Below are 15,552 nucleotides of genomic sequence, written 5' to 3'. Positions count from 1 at the left end.
CCACCCCACGGTCGGCGCGGGGCGGTCAGCGCAGGGCGGGTTCGTCGAGCGTCAGCGTGCCCGCGTCGGCGTCGAGTTCGGCCATGACACCGAAGGGGACGGTCACCGCGCCCTCGCAGTGCCCGAAGCCGAACTCCTCGGCGACGGGCACCCCGAGTCCGCCGAGCCGGTCGGCGAGCAGGGCCCGCACCCGGTCGGGGGTCTCGCAGTCCTTCCAGGACCCGAGCAGCACCCCGCGCACCCCGTCGAACCAGCCGGCGCGCAGCAGCTGGGTGAGGTACCGGTCCAGACGGTAGGCCTCCTCGCCCACGTCCTCCAGGCACAGCAGCCCGCCGGCCGCGCCGGGCCGCGCGTGCGGCGTGCCGAGGTCGGCGGCGAGCAGGGCCAGACAGCCGCCGAGGGTGACGCCGCGGGCCCGCCCGGGGACCAGGGCCGGGCCGCCGGAGGCGATGGCGCGGACCGTCTCGGGCGCGAACAGGGTCGCCCGCAGGTGCCGCTGCGCCCGGTCGTTCTTGACGAAGTCGACCCCGGCGGCCATCGGCCCGTGCAGCGTGACCAGGCCCAGCCTGGTGGCGAACGCCTCGTGCAGCGCGGTGATGTCGCTGAAGCCGACGAACACCTTCGGTCCGGCCGCCCGCATGGCCTCCCAGTCGAGCAGGTCCACCATGCGCTGCGCGCCGTAGCCGCCGCGTGCGCACAGCACCGCGTCCACCGACGGATCGCACCAGGCGCCCTGAAGGTCGGCGGCGCGGTCGCGGTCCGTGCCCGCCAGGTAGTCGAACGTGCCGTGCCGGGCCGTCACGTGCGGCGCCACCACCGGATCCAGGTCCCAGCCGCGCAGCACGTCCAGGCCGGCCTGCAACCGCTCCTCGGGCACGGGCCCGCTGGGCGCGACGACGGCCACGCGCGCGCCGGGGGCGAGCCGGGTGGGGCGGGCGAGTTCCTTCACGTGCCGAGCTCCAGGGTCGGGATGCCGGCCGGGTCCAGGCCGAAGACCTGAGCGTACAGCGACAGCTCCGCCTCCAGGGCCCGCACCATGGTGTCGGCCCGGCGGAAGCCGTGTCCCTCGCCCTCGAAGGCGAGGTACGCGTGCGGCAGCCGCCGACCGGCCAGTCGGGCGAGGAACCGCTCGCACTGGGCCGGCGGGCAGATCACGTCGTCCAGGCCCTGGAGCAGCAGGAACGGAGCCGTGATCCGGTCCGCGTGCTCGGCGGGCGAGCGCTCGGCGTACCGGCCGGGCACCTCGGCGAGCGGTCCGACCAGGGACTCCAGGTACTGCGACTCGAAGTCGTGGGTCTCCCCCGTGCCCCAGCCGGTCAGGTCGAGGATCGGGTAGATGATCGTGCCGCAGGCGTAGACGTCGGTCGTGGCCAGGGAGGCCGCAGTGGTCCAGCCGCCCGCGCTGCCGCCCCGGATCGCCAGCCGCGAGCGGTCGGCGGTGCCCTCGTCGGCGAGGGCGAGCGCGACCGCCGCGCAGTCCTCGACGTCGACGACGCCCCACTGCTCGCGCAGCCGGTCGCGGTACGCGCGGCCGTACCCGGTGGATCCGCCGTAGTTGACCTCGGCGACGCCGATGCCCCGCGAGGTGAAGTAGGCGATCTCCAGGTCGAGCACGAGGGGCGCACGGCTGGTGGGTCCGCCGTGCGCCCACACGACGTACGGCGGCAGTTCGCCGTCGGGCGCCGCGCATTCGGGGTGGTGCGGCGGATAGATGTGGGCGTGGATCTCCCGGCCGTCCGGCCCCGTGAAGGTGCGGGTCCGGGGCTCGGGGTAGTACGCGGGGTCGACCGGGTCCTCGTGCGCGGCGCCGATCACCCGTGTCCGGCCCGTCCGGGTGTCCAGCTCGACGACCTCGTACGCGCTGCGGGGGCCGGCGGCCACCGCGACGACCCGGTCGCCGTGCACCGCCGGCGACGCGTCGAACTCGGTCCAGGGGCCCGCCGCGTCGACGACCTCGCCCGTCTCCGGGTCGAGCACGCCGAGGGCGGTGGCGCCACGCCCGTGCACGACCGCGACCAGACCGCAGTCCAGCGGCGCGAACCAGCGCTGGCCCAGCTTCCACAGCGGGCCGCCGAACTCCTCCTCGCGGACGCACAGCGGCTTACCGTCGCGGTAGAGGTTCCACCAGCCACTGCGGTCGCTCGCGTACAGCAGCGAGCCGTCGGCGGCCCAGTCCGCCTGGGCGATGGACTCCTCGGGGCCGCCGGCCACCGTCCGGGGCGTGCCGAGCGAGCCGTCGGCGCGCACCTGGGCCACCAGCAGTTCCGTGCCGTCCCAGGGCATCCGCGGATGGTCCCAGGCCAGCCAGGCCGCTTGCCGCCCGTCGGGCGAGAGCCGGGGGCCGGTCACGAACCGGTGCCGGTCGTCGGTGAGTTCGCGTACCGCGGCCCGGTCGTCGGCGGCCGAGCCGTCCAGCGGCACGGCGGCGAGAACACGCCGCACGTCGGTGGGGGCCTCCCCGGTGAACTCCTCCAGCACGCACCACACCTCGCCGTGTTCCAGGCGCAGTTGGGGTTCGGCCCAGCGCAGTCCGCCGCCCACCGCCGAGAGCGGGCTGAGCGGGCGCGGCTCGCCGCCGGGCTCGTACCGGTACAGGCGCTGGTCGGCGAAGTTCACGAACACCAGCAGCGGCACGCCGTCCACGACGGCTCCGGCCCAGGGCCGGCCGCCGTACTCGATGACGCGGCTGCGCACGTTCCACGGTGCGGGCAGCACCGTGGAACGCGAGCCGTCGGCGAGCCGCCGTACCAGCGCCCGGCGTCCGCCCTCGGCGGGCCGCGGCTCGGTCCACCACACCTCGTCGCCGACGAATTCCGGGAACTCCGGCCTGCCGTCGTGTGCGGCGGCGAGGGCCGCGTCGACGGGCGAGGGCCAGGAGCCGCAGGGCAGGATGCGCACGTTTTCCCCCATGGGTTCAGGCGGTCCGCAGGAAGCGGTCCAGGACGCGGACACCGAAGTGCAACGCCTCGACGGGGACGCGCTCGTCGACTCCGTGGAACAGGGCGTTGTAGTCGAAGCCCTCGGGCAGCTTCAGCGGCGAGAAGCCGTACCCGGTGATGCCCAGCCGGGAGAACTGCTTGGCGTCGGTGCCGCCGGGCATGCAGAACGGCACGACATGGCCTTCCGGCGCGAACTCCTCGACGGCGGCCCGCATGGCCGCGAAGGACGGTGAGTCGACCGGTGACTGGAGCGCCACCTCGCGGTGCTGGAACTCCCAGTCCACGTCCGGTCCGGTCAGTTCGTCGAGGGTGGCGCGGAACTCCTCCTCGCCGCCGGGCAGATACCGCCCGTCGACGTGGGCGACGGCCTCCCCCGGGATCACGTTGATCTTGTAACCGGCCTCCAGCATGGTGGGGTTGGCGCTGTTGCGCAGCGTGGCCTCGACCAGCCGGGCCGCCGGGCCCAGCTTGTCCACCAGCGCGTCCACGTCCCGCAGGTCCCCCTCGATGCCGTACAGGGCGGCGAGTTCGGTGAGGGCGGCCCGCACGGTCGGGGTGAGCCGCAGGGGCCATTCGTGGGCGCCGATCCGGGCGATGGCCGCGGCGAGCCGGGTCACCGCGTTGTCCCGGTTGACCCGGGAGCCGTGGCCCGCCCGCCCGCGGGCGGTGAGCCGCAGCCAGGCGGTGCCGCGCTCACCGGCGGCGATCGGGTAGATCTGCCGTCCGGCGCCGTCGTGGAAGGTGTACGCCCCCGACTCGCTGACGCCCTCGGTGCAGCCCTCGAACAGGTCCGCGTGCCGGTCGGCGAGGAAGCCGGAGCCGTCCTCGGCGCTCGCCTCCTCGTCGGCGGTGAAGGCGATCACCACGTCCCGCCGGGGCCGCAGCCCCTGCCGGGCCCAGGCGCGGACCACGGCGAGGATCATCGCGTCCATGTTCTTCATGTCGACCGCGCCGCGGCCCCACACGACCCCGTCGCGGATCTCGCCGGAGAACGGGTGCACGCTCCAGTCCTCGGCGCGCGCCGGCACCACGTCCAGGTGACCGTGCACCAGCAGCGCGTCCGCCGACGGGTCGGTGCCCTCGATCCGGGCCACGACGTTGGTCCGGCCCGGGGTGCGCTCCAGGAGCACCGGCTCCAGGCCCGCCCCGGCGAGCCGTTCGGCGGCGTACTCGGACGCCGGGCGCTCCCGGCAGTCGCCGCCGCCCCGGTTGGTGGTGTCGATGCGGATCAGGTCGGAGGTGAACCCGACGACTTCGTCCAGCGCCTGCGCGTCAGCCATACTGCTCCTCGATCGCGGCCGAGGCGATCGTGGTGACCGCCTTGAAGGTGCGGATTGCCTCGTACATGGAAGCGCCGGTGTAGACGACCTTGCGCTCCCCGATCCGGCTCACTCCGGGCACGACGGTGCAGGCCATGGCGAGGTGTTCGGCGTCGAACTCGACCGCGACGGTGAACGGGCCACCCTGGACCGGTTCGTGACGGACCGCCAGCTCGGCCGCCTGCTTCGCGGCCGCGCGGATGTCGGCGGCGGTGCGGGCCGGCGTACGGCACACGGCCGCATATCGGGACACGTGGTCCTTCACGGCGACCTTCAGCGCCCCGGGCGCGTACCCGAGGGCGTCCTCGCAGGCCACGTCGTCCCCGGTGACCAGCACGACCGGCACCCCGTACTCGGCGACCACATGGGCGTTGAGCAGCCCCTCGCTGGCCCGTACGTCGTTCAGCCAGACCCCCGTGATGGAGTTGGCGAGGAAGGTGTGGGCGAGGACGCCCTCCATGCCGGCGCCCGCGTGGTAGCCGACGAAGGCGATCCCGTCCACGTCACCGTGCTGCACGCCCTCCACCATGGACAGCGACTTGTGCCGCCCGGTGATCATCCGCACCCGCTCGTCCATCTGCTCGAGGAGCAGGTTGCGCATGGTCCAGTGCGCCTCGTTGACGAGGACCTCGTCGGCTCCCCCGTCGAAGAAGCCGCGCACGGCCGCGTCGACGTCCGAGGTGAACATCGCCCGGCACCGCTCCCACTGCGGCGTCCCCGGCAGCACGTCGGCAGGCCAGGTCACACCGGTGGCACCCTCCATGTCGGCACTGATGAGGATCTTCATGGAGCGTCACGTTACGCGCCGATCAGCGACCCGGCTACGGAGAAGCGGTGAAAGTCGGCAGGTCCGGTCCTCAGCGTTCCAGGAAGTCGAACAGGTCCTCCCAGCGTCCGGTGATGACGTCCGGGTCGAAGCGCCGCACACTGCGCAGGGCCTGGTCGCCCATCGTGTCGCGCAGCTGCTCGTCGGACATCAACCGGACGAGGTGGCGGGCGAGTTCGGAGGTGTTGCCGGGGCGGGCGAGCAGGCCGTTCTCCTCGTGGGCGACGATCTCGCGGACGCCGGGCGCGCAGTCGAACGCCACGCAGGGCACGCCGGTCGCCATGGCCTCCAGCAGGACCAGCGGGAAGCCCTCGCCGCGGGAGGACTGGACGAAGACGGAGGAGGCGCGGAGCGCGCCGGGCACGTCGTCGGTCTGCCCGGCGAAGTCGACGGAGTCCTCCAGGCCGAGTTCCGCGCACTGCCGCCGGAGCTGTGCCTCGGCCTCTCCGCTGCCGTAGACGCGCAGGGTCCAGCCGGGCTGCTTCGGCGCGGCCTCGGCCCAGGCGTCCAGGAGCATGTCGACGCCCTTCTCGTGGGACAGCCGGCCGACACTCACCACCACCTTCTCGGTACGCGGCGACAGTGTGCCGGGCGCGATGGGCAGCGGGTTGGGCATGAAGCCGACGTTGTTCATGCCCTCGACCCCCCAGCGGTCGGCGTCCTCCTGGGTGAGCGCCAGCAGCCGGTCGACGTCCTTGTAGTACCGCTTCACCCGCCCGAACCGCGACGACTTGCGGGCCGTCTCGAAGGACTCGTGGGTCATGCCGACGACGCGGTGCCCGGCGGTGTCCGCGAGGGCCACCCACTCCATCGCCCACACCTGGGGGACGACGATCATCGCGCCGGGCCGGGCGGCCTGGAACAGCGCGGAGAGCCGGCTCGCGGCGGACCGCATGTGGGTGTCGTGGCGGCGCACGGCCGGGTCGAGGCGGCCGAGCAGGCGACGCGGCCTGGGCCGGCCGGGCGGGCGGCGGGCGTAGAGCGTCACGGTCCGGAACGGCGGCCGGTCGGCGAGAGCCATCGGGTGGTGGGGCGGGGCGATGCCGACGACGGTGACCCGGTGGCCGCGCTCGGCCAGCAGCCCGGCCAGCTGGATCTGCCAGCGGCCCACACCGCCGAGTTCGTTGACCTCGTTGCCCACGAAGAAGATGTCGCGCTCGGTCATCGGGTCTCTCCTGCGGCACCGAAGAAGCGGTCCACGATCTGCGCCGCGGCGTCCCCGCGGTCGTACTCGCCGTACTTGTCCACGAACTCCTTCAGTCGTGCCTCGTACTTCGACTGGACGGTGCCCAAGTCGCGGATCACGGCGAACAGTTCGTCCTCGGTGCGAGGAACGGGGCCCGGTGCCTCGGTGAGCAGGTCGAAGTACGTGCCGCGGCTGTCCTGGGCGTACTCCTCCCAGTCGTGGGCGTAGAACACGAGGGGGCGCCGAAGCAGGGCGTAGTCGAACATCACCGACGAGTAGTCGGTGATCAGGCAGTCGGCGAGCAGCAGCAGCGGGGTGATGTCCGGTTCGGCGCTGACGTCGATCACACGTCCCGCGACCGACGGCGGCAGGGTGACCCGGTTCAGGTAGTGCGCGCGCACGAGGAGGGTGTGGTCGTCGCCGAAGCGGGCGGCGAAGTCCTCGACGTCGAAGGGGAACGCGAAGTCCCGTACGCGGCCGTCGGGATGGGCGCGGAACGTCGGCGCGTACAGCAGCACGCGCCGGTCCGGGGCGAGGCCGAGCCGGTCGGCCAGCCGCTGTACGTCGGCGGGCAGCGGCGCCCCCTCGCGGACCCGCACCAGGGCGTCGTTGCGCGGGTAGCCGGTGCGCAGCAGCTTCTCCTCGGGGATGCGGTAGGCGCGGGCGAGGGTGCGCACGTCGTGCTCGCCGCGGACCACGAAGTGGTCGAAGCGGTCCAGCGCCTGCTGGTAGGAGCGCTGGTCCGGCTCGGACATCATCCGGTGGGTGGGCTCGTCGAAGCCCATCCGCTTCAGCGCCGAGCCGTGCCAGGTCTGGATGTACGTCGTCTCCGGGCGTTTGGCCAGCCGCAGCGGGTAGCCCTGGTTGTCGATCCAGAACTCCGCCTGGGCGAGGGCCTTGAGGTAGCGCCAGGACCAGCGGCGCACGAGTTCCACGTCCTGCGGGAAGCCCGTGGGGCGTTCGCCGGCGTACGACCAGATCGGGGTGATCGGCGTCTTGCGGCGGCGCAGTTCCTCGAAGACGGCGCGCGGGCTGTCGCTGTACTGCTTGCCGAGGTGGCTCTCGAAGACGACCGTGCCCTTGCGGACGGGCAGCCTGCGCAGCATGCGGTCGTAGACCTGGATTTTGCGGGCGCCCGAGTTCAGGTCGCGGCGCACGGCCCGCAGCGTGCGGTAGGCGCGCTTGGCGGCCCGCGCGGGGCGCCCGTGCAGGTTGCGCTCCACGGCGGCGCGGCCGGTGCGGGCGAGGCGGCCGTGCTGGGTGAGCCGGAAGGCCAGGTGGCCCTTGGCGGACACCTGCGCCTCGAGTCGGTCGGCCATGAGCCGGGTCAGGCGGGGCCTGACGGGCAGGGACCCGGCGTGTTCCAGGTCGACGGCGCCGACGGTGAGTCGGCTGGTGGTGCGCTTGCCGTCGGCGGTGAGGTGCAGCCGCACGTCCCAGACGTCGTCGACGATGCCGAGTGGTCTGAGCCGCCGGGCCAGCGGCACCTCGGCCCGCCAGGCGATCGTGTCGCCCTCGTGGCGGGGGGCGGGCACCGGGAAGCGGAAGGTCTGGAGGCTGCGGCGGCGGGCCCGGAACTCCAGCTCGGCGCCGAGTTCGGCGCCGGGGGCGATGATGCGCAGCGGGTTGACGAGCTCGCCGGCGAGCACCAGGTCGCCGCCGTGCACCGCGTAGGCGGTGAGCCGGTTGCGCAGGGCCATCCGGTTCAGCGGCCTGGCGTGGTAGCCGAGGGTGGTGACGTCCAGGAGCTCGCGCATCTCGGGGTTGTCGAGGTAGCGGTCGGTCCAGTAGATCCGGCCGCCCCGCTCGGTCAGCGGCGCGGAGATCTTGTGCCGGTTGATGAGCGTGTCGATGGCCGGCATCAGGTCGGTCCAGTCCTCGCGCAGCAGCAACTGGGCGCAGATGGCGTGGACGCGGTCCAGTTCGGCGTACGCCGCCTCGGGGAAGTCCTGGACGTAGCCGCGGGCCAGTTCGGCGAAGCGGTGGCGGTACTCGTCGTCGAGGAAGGGGAGTTCCCGCAGGTACAGCACCAGGTCGTGCTTGAGGAACTTGACGTCCTTGCGCAGCTTCAGCTCGTCCTGGCCCCGGCGGTCCAGGATGGCGTCGATACGGCGGTGGATCTCGACCCGGTCGGCGAAGTTGCTGATCTCGCCGCGCCGGTTGCTGATCGACTTGACGGCGGACTTCTGGGCGACGTTCCAGTGGTAGACCGTGTGGGGGATGAGGGTGATCCGCTCCGCGGCCAGGTAGGCCTGCGCGGAGAAGAGCAGGTCCTCGTAGTGGATGCCCCGAGGGAAGACGAGGTCGTTGTCGATCAGGAACCGGCGCCGGTAGCACTTGTTGGTCGACAGGGTGTCGAAGACGAACAGGTCCGGCAGCTCGGCGACGGAGTCCAGCGTGCGGGTGCTGCGGTACAGCCAGGGATACCAGAGGACGCGTTTGCCGTGCCGACTGTCGGTGTGAACCCGGACACACAGGCCGGAGACGAGGTCGGCGCCGGTGCGGTCGGCGGCCTCGATCATGTTCCGGCACGCGTTTCGTTCCAGCGTGTCGTCGCTGTCCAGGAACATCACGTACCGGCCGCGGGCCGCCTTGACGCCCTGGTTGCGGGGCTCTCCGCAGCCGCCGCTGTTCTCCTGGAGCCGGATCGCCCGCACCCGGTCGGGGTGGGCCGCGGCGAGCGCCTGCGCAACCTCGTGGGAGCCGTCCGTCGAGCAGTCGTCGGCGATGATCACCTCGACATTGCGCAGTGTTTGCTCAAGGACGGAACCAACGGCTGTCGCAAGCCTCTCTTCGTCGTTGTAGACGATGACGACGACACTGACGTCCGGCTCCGGCGCGACGATCGACACGGCCACCTCTCGTCCCTGTTCCATGTGGTCTGTGGGGGGATGGCTCAACCCTACAACGCGTAGGGAAAGCCCCGACTCCCACCCCTCCAAACTACGCCAATGCGACAATACGCCACCCTACTGACACGCAGAGTACGACCGGCGACCCGAACCGGTCAGGGGGTGCGGCCTGCCACAAGGCGCTGGGGTGGCGGTTCGGTTCGGACTCGGGGGGAGCGCACCGGCGTACGGTGCGCTCCCCCCCGACGAGCCTGCCTCTGACGAACCGCTCAGTCCTCGTGTCCGAGTTGGAGATCCCGTTCCGTGCGTCCCCCGCCCGCCACTTGGAGCACCGTGGCGACGGGCGGGTAGCCGGCCGCGATCACGGTGTACTCGCCGGAGGACAGGTCGACGAACCGGAACGTTCCGTCGGGTCCGGTGGTGAGCGTGTCGACGACGTTGCCCGCGGCGTCGAGGAGGGTGACGCGCGCGTCCTCGACGGGCCGCCCGCCGCCGGCCCGGACGGTCCCGCGCAGCACGGCGCCGCCCGCGAGCTCGACGTCCTGGCGGGTCTCCCGCGCGGCCTGCACGCTGACCGGCAGCGCGGCCGGGCGGAAGGCGGGGGCGCTGGCGGCGAGGGTGTACTCCCCGGCGACCAGTTCGGTGATGGCGTAGCCGCCCTCGCGCCCGCTGCGGGTGCTGGCGACGACCTCGCCGTGCACATTGGTCAGGGTGACGGTGGCGTCGCGCACGGGGGTGCCGTCGGCGGTGCACACGGTGCCGGTGAGGCGTCCGGCGCCGCCGAGGACGACGTCGAGTTCGACGGGCCGCTCGCCGACGGTCACGGAGACGGCCTGCGGCTGGTGCCCGCCGGCCGCGGCGATCAGCACGTACGACCCGGTGCCCGGCGTGGACAGCGCGTACCGCCCGTCGTCGCCGCTCGCGCCCCGGCCGATCTGCTGTCCCCCGACGTCGATCAGGGTGAGCGCCGCGCGGGGCACGACGGTGCCGTCCGGGTGCTGCACGGTGCCGCAGACGGGCACACCGGCGGGGTAGGGCGAACGGGCCTGCGGCACGGTGACGTTCAGCTGTTCGGTGGCGTTCGGCGGCGCGGTCTCCGTGCCGGTCGCGTGGGTGTTGTGGGACACCAGCGGTTTCTCCTTGAGGAAGAAGGCGATGAGCAGGCCGAGGACGAGCACCGGCACCAGGTAGAGGAAGATCCGCGGCATGGCGTCCGCGTACGCCCGCACATAGGCGTCGCGCAGGGCGGGCGGCAGCGCCCGCACGGCCTGCGGGGTGATCGACTCGGGGTCGGGGAGGGCGGCGCCCGCGCGCGCGGGGACACGGTCGCGCAGGGCGTCGGTGAGCCGGCCGGCGAACAGGGTGCCGAAGACGGCGGCGCCCACGCTGCCGCCGATCTGCCGGAAGTAGTTGTTGGCGCTGGTCGCCGTGCCGAGGTCGGCGGGGCGCACCGAGTTCTGCACGGCGAGCACCAGAACCGGCATCACCAGGCCGATCCCGGCGCCGAGGACGGCCATCCAGACGCTGTACTGGAGCCGGGACGTGTCGACTTCGAGCCGGGACAGCAGCCACATGCCGACGGCGGACAGGGCGCTGCCGAGGAGGGGGTAGATCCGGTAGCGGCCGGTGTGGCTGATGAGCTGCCCGGAGACGACGGACGCCGCCACGATGCCGCCCATCATGGGCAGCATCAGCAGTCCGGACTCGGTGGCCGAGGCGCCGTCGACCATCTGGAGGAAGGTGGGCAGGTAGCTGGCCGCGCCGAACAGCGCGACGCCGATGACGAGCCCGACCAGGCCGCTGACGTTGAAGACGGAGTCCCTGAACAGCCGCAGCGGGATGACGGGTTCGACGGCGAAGTGCTCGGCGACGAGGAAGAGCGCGGTGGCCGCGACGGCGCCCGCGCCGAGCCCGAGGATGGTCCCCGAGCCCCAGGCGTACTCGGTGCCGCCCCAACTGGTCAGCAGCACCAGGCAGGTGGAGGCGACGGCCAGCAGCACGGCGCCCACGACGTCGAAGCGGGCCTTGCTCCGGGGCCTGGGCAGCTTCAGCACGACGGTGATCACGGCCAGGGTGACCAGGCCGAAGGGCACGTTGATGTAGAAGCACCAGCGCCAGGACAGGTGGTCGGTGAAGTAGCCGCCGAGCAGCGGCCCGGCGACGGACGCGAGGCCGAAGGCCGCGCCGATGAGTCCCATGAACCGGCCGCGCTGCCGGGGCGGCACGATGTCCGCGATGATCGCCTGCACGCCGATCATCAGTCCGCCGGCGCCGACGCCCTGCACGGCGCGGAAGGCGATGAGCTGGTCCATGGTCTGCGCCCGTCCGGCGAGCGCGGAGCCGGCGACGAAGACGGCGATGGCGAACTGGAAGACGCCCTTGCGGCCGATCAGGTCGCCGAGCTTGCCGTAGACGGGCAGGCCGATGGTGGCGGTGAGCAGGTAGGCGGTGATCGCCCAGGACATCCGGTCCAGGCCGTGCAGCTCGCCGACGACCTTCGGCAGCGCGGTGGCGACGATCATCTGGTCGAGCGCGGCCAGCAGCAGCGCGAGCATCAGCCCGACGAAGACCAGCCGCACCCGGCGGGCACCGAGCCCCGAGGTGGGGGCGGGCGGCGGGGTGGGGATCCTGGGGGGCGCCGCGACCGGCTCGTCCTGCACCAGAGTGATCCCGCCCACGTACCGCTCCCTCGTCGCACCTGCCGCACGATTGCCGCGCAAAGCGACAACTGCGGGCAGGGCGACGAGTTACGGCGGGCGTCCGGTCCACGCGGAGATCCACTCGAACCGGTGAGCAGCCAACGACGCACGTCGGCTGAGGAGTTGCTCCGAAAAGGTTACTTCTCGACCTCGGTGGCGAGCTTGGCGAGCATCGCGTCGTAGATCCGGGCGAGGCCCTTGGGGGCGAACGTCCTCTCGAAGAAGCCGCCGATGCCGCCGGCACCCTTCCAGGTGGTGGTGATCACGACTCGGGACCTGCCCTCGCCGGCCGGGGTGACGCGCCAGACGGTGACCATGGAGGAGTTGCGGTCCTTCTCGACCAGCTCGCCGTCGGTGGGCTCGGACACCTCCATCAGGCAGTCGCGGACCCGCTTGCTGGTGGCTTGGAGCTTCCAGTGGACGAGGGTGCCCTCGCCGTCGCCGCCCTCCCGCACCTCGTACTCGCTGAAGTGCTCGGGCAGCACCTTCGGGCGGGTGCCGCTGTAGTCGGCGACCGCGTCGAACACCGTCTCCGCGTCGGCGGCGACGACCCGCTCCGTAGTGGCCTCGACCTGCGCCATGGCTTCCTCCAGGACATCCGTTCTCAGGCTTGGGGCAAGCCAACCACCCCTCCGCCCGACCACCCAAATCGGGGCCCGCGAGTGATCGAACCCGGCGCAGCGAGCGGTCGGGAACGGCGTCCGTACGGTCGGCCGCACGATCAAGGGAACAAGTGTTCTATTCTGGGGGCAGTACTACCGAGGAGGCGCCATGCGCTGGGACAACCTCACCGTGGACCCGGACAACTCCGGGGACCCCGGTCACGGCCGGGCCGCCGACGCCGCGCTCTTCGGGGCGGACGCGGTCACCACACGTACCTTCGACACCCCCGAGTTCCGCGGGATCACCTTCCACGAGATCCGGGCCCGCTCGATCATCAACCGGGTGCCGGGCGCCTCGCGCATGCCCTTCGAGTGGACGGTCAACCCGTACCGCGGCTGCACGCACGCGTGCGTGTACTGCTTCGCCAGGAAGACGCACAGCTACCTGGACCTCGACACGGGCATCGGCTTCGACACCCAGATCGTGGTCAAGGTGAACGCCCCGGAGCTGCTGCGCCGCCAGCTGGCCTCGCGCCGCTGGCACGGCGAGCACATCGCCATGGGCACGAACGTGGACTGCTACCAGCGGGCCGAGGGACGCTACCGGCTGATGCCGGGCATCCTGGCCGCGCTGCGCGACCACGCGAACCCGTTCTCGATCCTGACCAAGGGCACGCTGATCCTGCGCGACCTCGACCTGCTCACCCAGGCCGCCGAGGTCACCGACGTGGGCGTCTGCGTCTCGGTGGGCTTCACCGACGCCGAGCTGTGGCGCACCGTCGAGCCGGGCACCCCGGCGCCCGAGCGGCGCCTGGACGTCGTGCGGACCCTCGGGGAGCACGGCATCGGCTGCGGTGTGCTGATGGCGCCGGTGATCCCGTTCCTGAGTGACCGTCCGGCCCAACTGCGCGAGGCCGTAAGGGAGATCGCGGCGGCCGGAGCCACCTCCGTCACCCCGCTGGTCCTGCATCTGCGGCCCGGCGCCCGCGAGTGGTTCATGGCCTGGCTCGAACAGCACCACCCCCACCTCGTACGCCACTACGAGCGGCTGTACGCCGAGGGCGCCTACGCCCCCACGTGGTACCAGCGCCGGATCACCCGTCAGGTGCACGACCTGGCAAGGGAGTACGGGATCGGGCCGGCGCGCTCGGGAGCGGCCCGGCGTATCCGACCGGCCGAGCCGACGCCGCCCACGACGTCCGAGCCCACTCAACTCACGCTCCTCTGAGATCATTCGAGCGCATCCCCCGGCCCAATTGGGTCAAGAATCGTCAGAACACGTTCTTCCGCTAGTTCTTTCCGGGACGATGCGGCGAGGATCGCGACACCGCGGTCCGCAGCCTCTCCGTCCTGGGAGGACTCATGAGAAGGAGCGCTGCCGTGCTGTGCGGTGCCGCCGTCGTCATGGCCGGATCCCTCACGGCCGTCCCCGCCGACGCGAGCACACCGCGCACCGCAGTCGCCGCGTCCGCCACCAAGGTCACCTGGAAGAAGTGCGGCACCGCCGGTCATCCGACCCTCCAGTGCGGGTCCGTGAAGGTGCCGCTCGACTACGCGCATCCGTCCGGGAGGAAGATCACGCTGGCGCTGTCCCGCGTCCCGCACACCGCCAAGACCTCTCAGGGCCCCCTGCTGGTCAACCCCGGCGGTCCCGGAGGCAGCGGTCTCTCACTCGCCGGGTTCGTCGCCTCCTCCCTGCCCAAGAAGGTCGCGGCCCAGTACGACGTCATCGGCTTCGACCCGCGCGGCGTGGGCAGGAGTTCCCCGACGCTCGACTGCAAGCCGGGCTCCTTCAAGCCGGTGCGCCCGGACTCGGTGCCGAGCGCGCCCGCGATCGAGAAGGCCAACCTCGCCCGCGCGAAGTCCTTCGCCGCCGCCTGCGGCAAGAAGTACGCGAGCGTGCTGCCGCACATCAACACGGTCAACGCGGCGACCGACATGGACTCGATCCGCCGGGCGCTCGGCGCGAAGAAGATCAACTACTTCGGTTACTCCTACGGCACCTATCTCGGCGCGGTGTACGCCAAGCTCTTCCCCGACCGGGTGCGCCGGCTGGTCCTGGACTCGATCGTGGACCCGACCGGCGTCTGGTACGAGGACAACATCCGGCAGGACTACGCCTTCGAGGCCCGCCAGCAGGCCTTCCTGGCATGGATCGCGCAGCACGACTCGACCTACAAGCTGGGCACGGACCCGGCCGGGGTCGAGGCCAGGTGGTACGCGATGCGGGCGGCGCTCGCCAAGAAGCCCGCGGGCGGCAAGGTCGGCGCCTCCGAGCTGGAGGACACCTTCATCCCGGGCGGCTACTACAACGGCTACTGGCCCTACCTCGCCCAGGCGTTCGCTGCGTACGCGAACGAGAAGAAGACCGCCCCGCTGGTCGAGGCGTACAAGAGCCTCGCCGCCGTGGACGCCTCCGGCGACAACGGCTACAGCGTCTACGCCGCCGTGCAGTGCCGCGACACCCCGTGGCCGCGCGACTGGCGGCAGTGGCGCAAGGACAACCTGGCCGCGTACACCAAGGCACCGTTCATGACCTGGAACAACGCCTGGTACAACGCGCCCTGCGCCTACTGGCCGGTCTCCGCCAAGCGACCGGTGAACGTCGCCAACGGCAAGCTGCCGCCGGTGCTGCTGTTCCAGGCGACCGACGACGCGGCCACCCCGTACGAGGGCGGTGTCACGGTGCACCGCCTGCTGCGCGGCTCCAGCCTGGTCGTCGAGCAGGGCGGCGGCAACCACGGCATCACGCTGAGCGGGAACGCCTGCCTGGACAAGCACCTGGCCACGTACCTGACCAACGGCAAGGTGCCGCGCGGGCACGGTGTCGCCGACGCGGTGTGCCGGCGGCTGCCCGACCCGAAGCCGAGCGCGTCGGCGTCCGCCGCGTCCGCCGCCCCGACGGGCGGCGCGCGCGGGGCGGCGCTGCACGACCTCGTCCGCTTCCGCGGCTGAGTCGCGAAACCGCCTCCGCCGGGCCGTCGCAAGCGGTCTGACGGCCCGTCGGGGGCGGTGAGCGGACCATGGTTCGGGTCCGCCCCGAGTTCCTGAGGGAGGTCGAGGCGTACGCCGTGCGGCCCGAGTGAGGTGTTCCCGGCACCGCCCGGGTGAGGTGATCTCCCGCGTGGC

10 protein-coding genes are annotated in these 15,552 nt (G+C 72.2%); 2 read left to right on the top strand and 8 right to left on the bottom strand.

Annotation, left to right across the window (positions count from 1 at the left end; genetic code table 11):
- Positions 1–25 precede the first annotated feature (25 nt).
- The 8 genes from ACIHCX_RS07570 to ACIHCX_RS07535 form a co-directional block, all read right to left on the bottom strand.
- Positions 26–949, bottom strand: coding sequence for an LD-carboxypeptidase (locus ACIHCX_RS07570; RefSeq protein ID WP_400027562.1), 924 nt, complete (start codon positions 947–949; stop codon positions 26–28).
- Positions 946–2,910, bottom strand: coding sequence for a prolyl oligopeptidase family serine peptidase (locus ACIHCX_RS07565; protein WP_400027561.1), 1,965 nt, complete (start codon positions 2,908–2,910; stop codon positions 946–948). Before ACIHCX_RS07565 ends, ACIHCX_RS07570 begins: the two co-directional genes overlap by 4 nt.
- 4 nt (positions 2,911–2,914) lie before the next feature.
- Entirely contained in the window at positions 2,915–4,219 is a 1,305-nt protein-coding gene (locus tag ACIHCX_RS07560) for a M20/M25/M40 family metallo-hydrolase (protein ID WP_400027559.1), read from the bottom strand.
- A complete protein-coding gene (locus ACIHCX_RS07555) occupies positions 4,212–5,045 on the bottom strand; it encodes a M55 family metallopeptidase (RefSeq protein ID WP_400027557.1) in 834 nt (277 codons plus the stop codon). Before ACIHCX_RS07555 ends, ACIHCX_RS07560 begins: the two co-directional genes overlap by 8 nt.
- Positions 5,046–5,115: 70 nt before the next feature.
- A complete protein-coding gene (locus tag ACIHCX_RS07550; protein ID WP_400027555.1) occupies positions 5,116–6,249 on the bottom strand; it encodes a glycosyltransferase in 1,134 nt (377 codons plus the stop codon).
- Positions 6,246–9,146, bottom strand: coding sequence for a CDP-glycerol glycerophosphotransferase family protein (locus ACIHCX_RS07545; protein WP_400027552.1), 2,901 nt, complete (start codon positions 9,144–9,146; stop codon positions 6,246–6,248). The genes ACIHCX_RS07550 and ACIHCX_RS07545 overlap by 4 nt, the downstream gene beginning before the upstream one ends.
- A gap of 245 nt (positions 9,147–9,391) precedes the next feature.
- Positions 9,392–11,800 (bottom strand): MFS transporter, encoded by a 2,409-nt coding sequence (locus ACIHCX_RS07540; RefSeq protein ID WP_400027550.1) that lies wholly within the window; start codon positions 11,798–11,800, stop codon positions 9,392–9,394.
- Between the two features lie 158 nt (positions 11,801–11,958).
- Complete coding sequence (locus ACIHCX_RS07535) at positions 11,959–12,402, bottom strand: SRPBCC family protein (RefSeq protein WP_400027549.1); 444 nt, start codon at positions 12,400–12,402, stop codon at positions 11,959–11,961.
- Between the two features lie 190 nt (positions 12,403–12,592).
- Here ACIHCX_RS07535 and ACIHCX_RS07530 point away from each other — a divergent pair, with 190 nt between their 5' ends.
- Both ACIHCX_RS07530 and ACIHCX_RS07525 read left to right on the top strand, forming a co-directional pair.
- Positions 12,593–13,651, top strand: a complete 1,059-nt coding sequence (locus ACIHCX_RS07530; protein WP_400027546.1) for an Rv2578c family radical SAM protein — start codon at positions 12,593–12,595, stop codon at positions 13,649–13,651.
- A 134-nt stretch (positions 13,652–13,785) separates the two neighbouring features.
- A complete protein-coding gene (locus ACIHCX_RS07525; RefSeq protein ID WP_400027544.1) occupies positions 13,786–15,378 on the top strand; it encodes an alpha/beta hydrolase in 1,593 nt (530 codons plus the stop codon).
- Positions 15,379–15,552 lie beyond the last annotated feature (174 nt).

The sequence above is a fragment of the Streptomyces sp. NPDC052043 genome, from assembly GCF_044548235.1.
Classification (GTDB): Bacteria; Actinomycetota; Actinomycetes; order Streptomycetales; family Streptomycetaceae; genus Streptomyces.
This window is presented reverse-complemented; position numbering and strand designations above follow the sequence as displayed.

What these genes read in the sequence shown, in the direction of transcription:
- ACIHCX_RS07565 (WP_400027561.1), bottom strand. Translation starts at nt 2,910, where the DNA reads ATGGGGGAAAACGTGCGCATCCTGCCCTGCGGCTCCTGGCCCTCGCCC.
- ACIHCX_RS07560 (WP_400027559.1), bottom strand. Translation starts at nt 4,219, where the DNA reads ATGGCTGACGCGCAGGCGCTGGACGAAGTCGTCGGGTTCACCTCCGAC.
- ACIHCX_RS07555 (WP_400027557.1), bottom strand. Translation starts at nt 5,045, where the DNA reads ATGAAGATCCTCATCAGTGCCGACATGGAGGGTGCCACCGGTGTGACC.
- ACIHCX_RS07550 (WP_400027555.1), bottom strand. Translation starts at nt 6,249, where the DNA reads ATGACCGAGCGCGACATCTTCTTCGTGGGCAACGAGGTCAACGAACTC.
- ACIHCX_RS07545 (WP_400027552.1), bottom strand. Translation starts at nt 9,146, where the DNA reads ATGGAACAGGGACGAGAGGTGGCCGTGTCGATCGTCGCGCCGGAGCCG.
- ACIHCX_RS07535 (WP_400027549.1), bottom strand. Translation starts at nt 12,402, where the DNA reads ATGGCGCAGGTCGAGGCCACTACGGAGCGGGTCGTCGCCGCCGACGCG.
- ACIHCX_RS07530 (WP_400027546.1), top strand. Translation starts at nt 12,593, where the DNA reads ATGCGCTGGGACAACCTCACCGTGGACCCGGACAACTCCGGGGACCCC.
- ACIHCX_RS07525 (WP_400027544.1), top strand. Translation starts at nt 13,786, where the DNA reads ATGAGAAGGAGCGCTGCCGTGCTGTGCGGTGCCGCCGTCGTCATGGCC.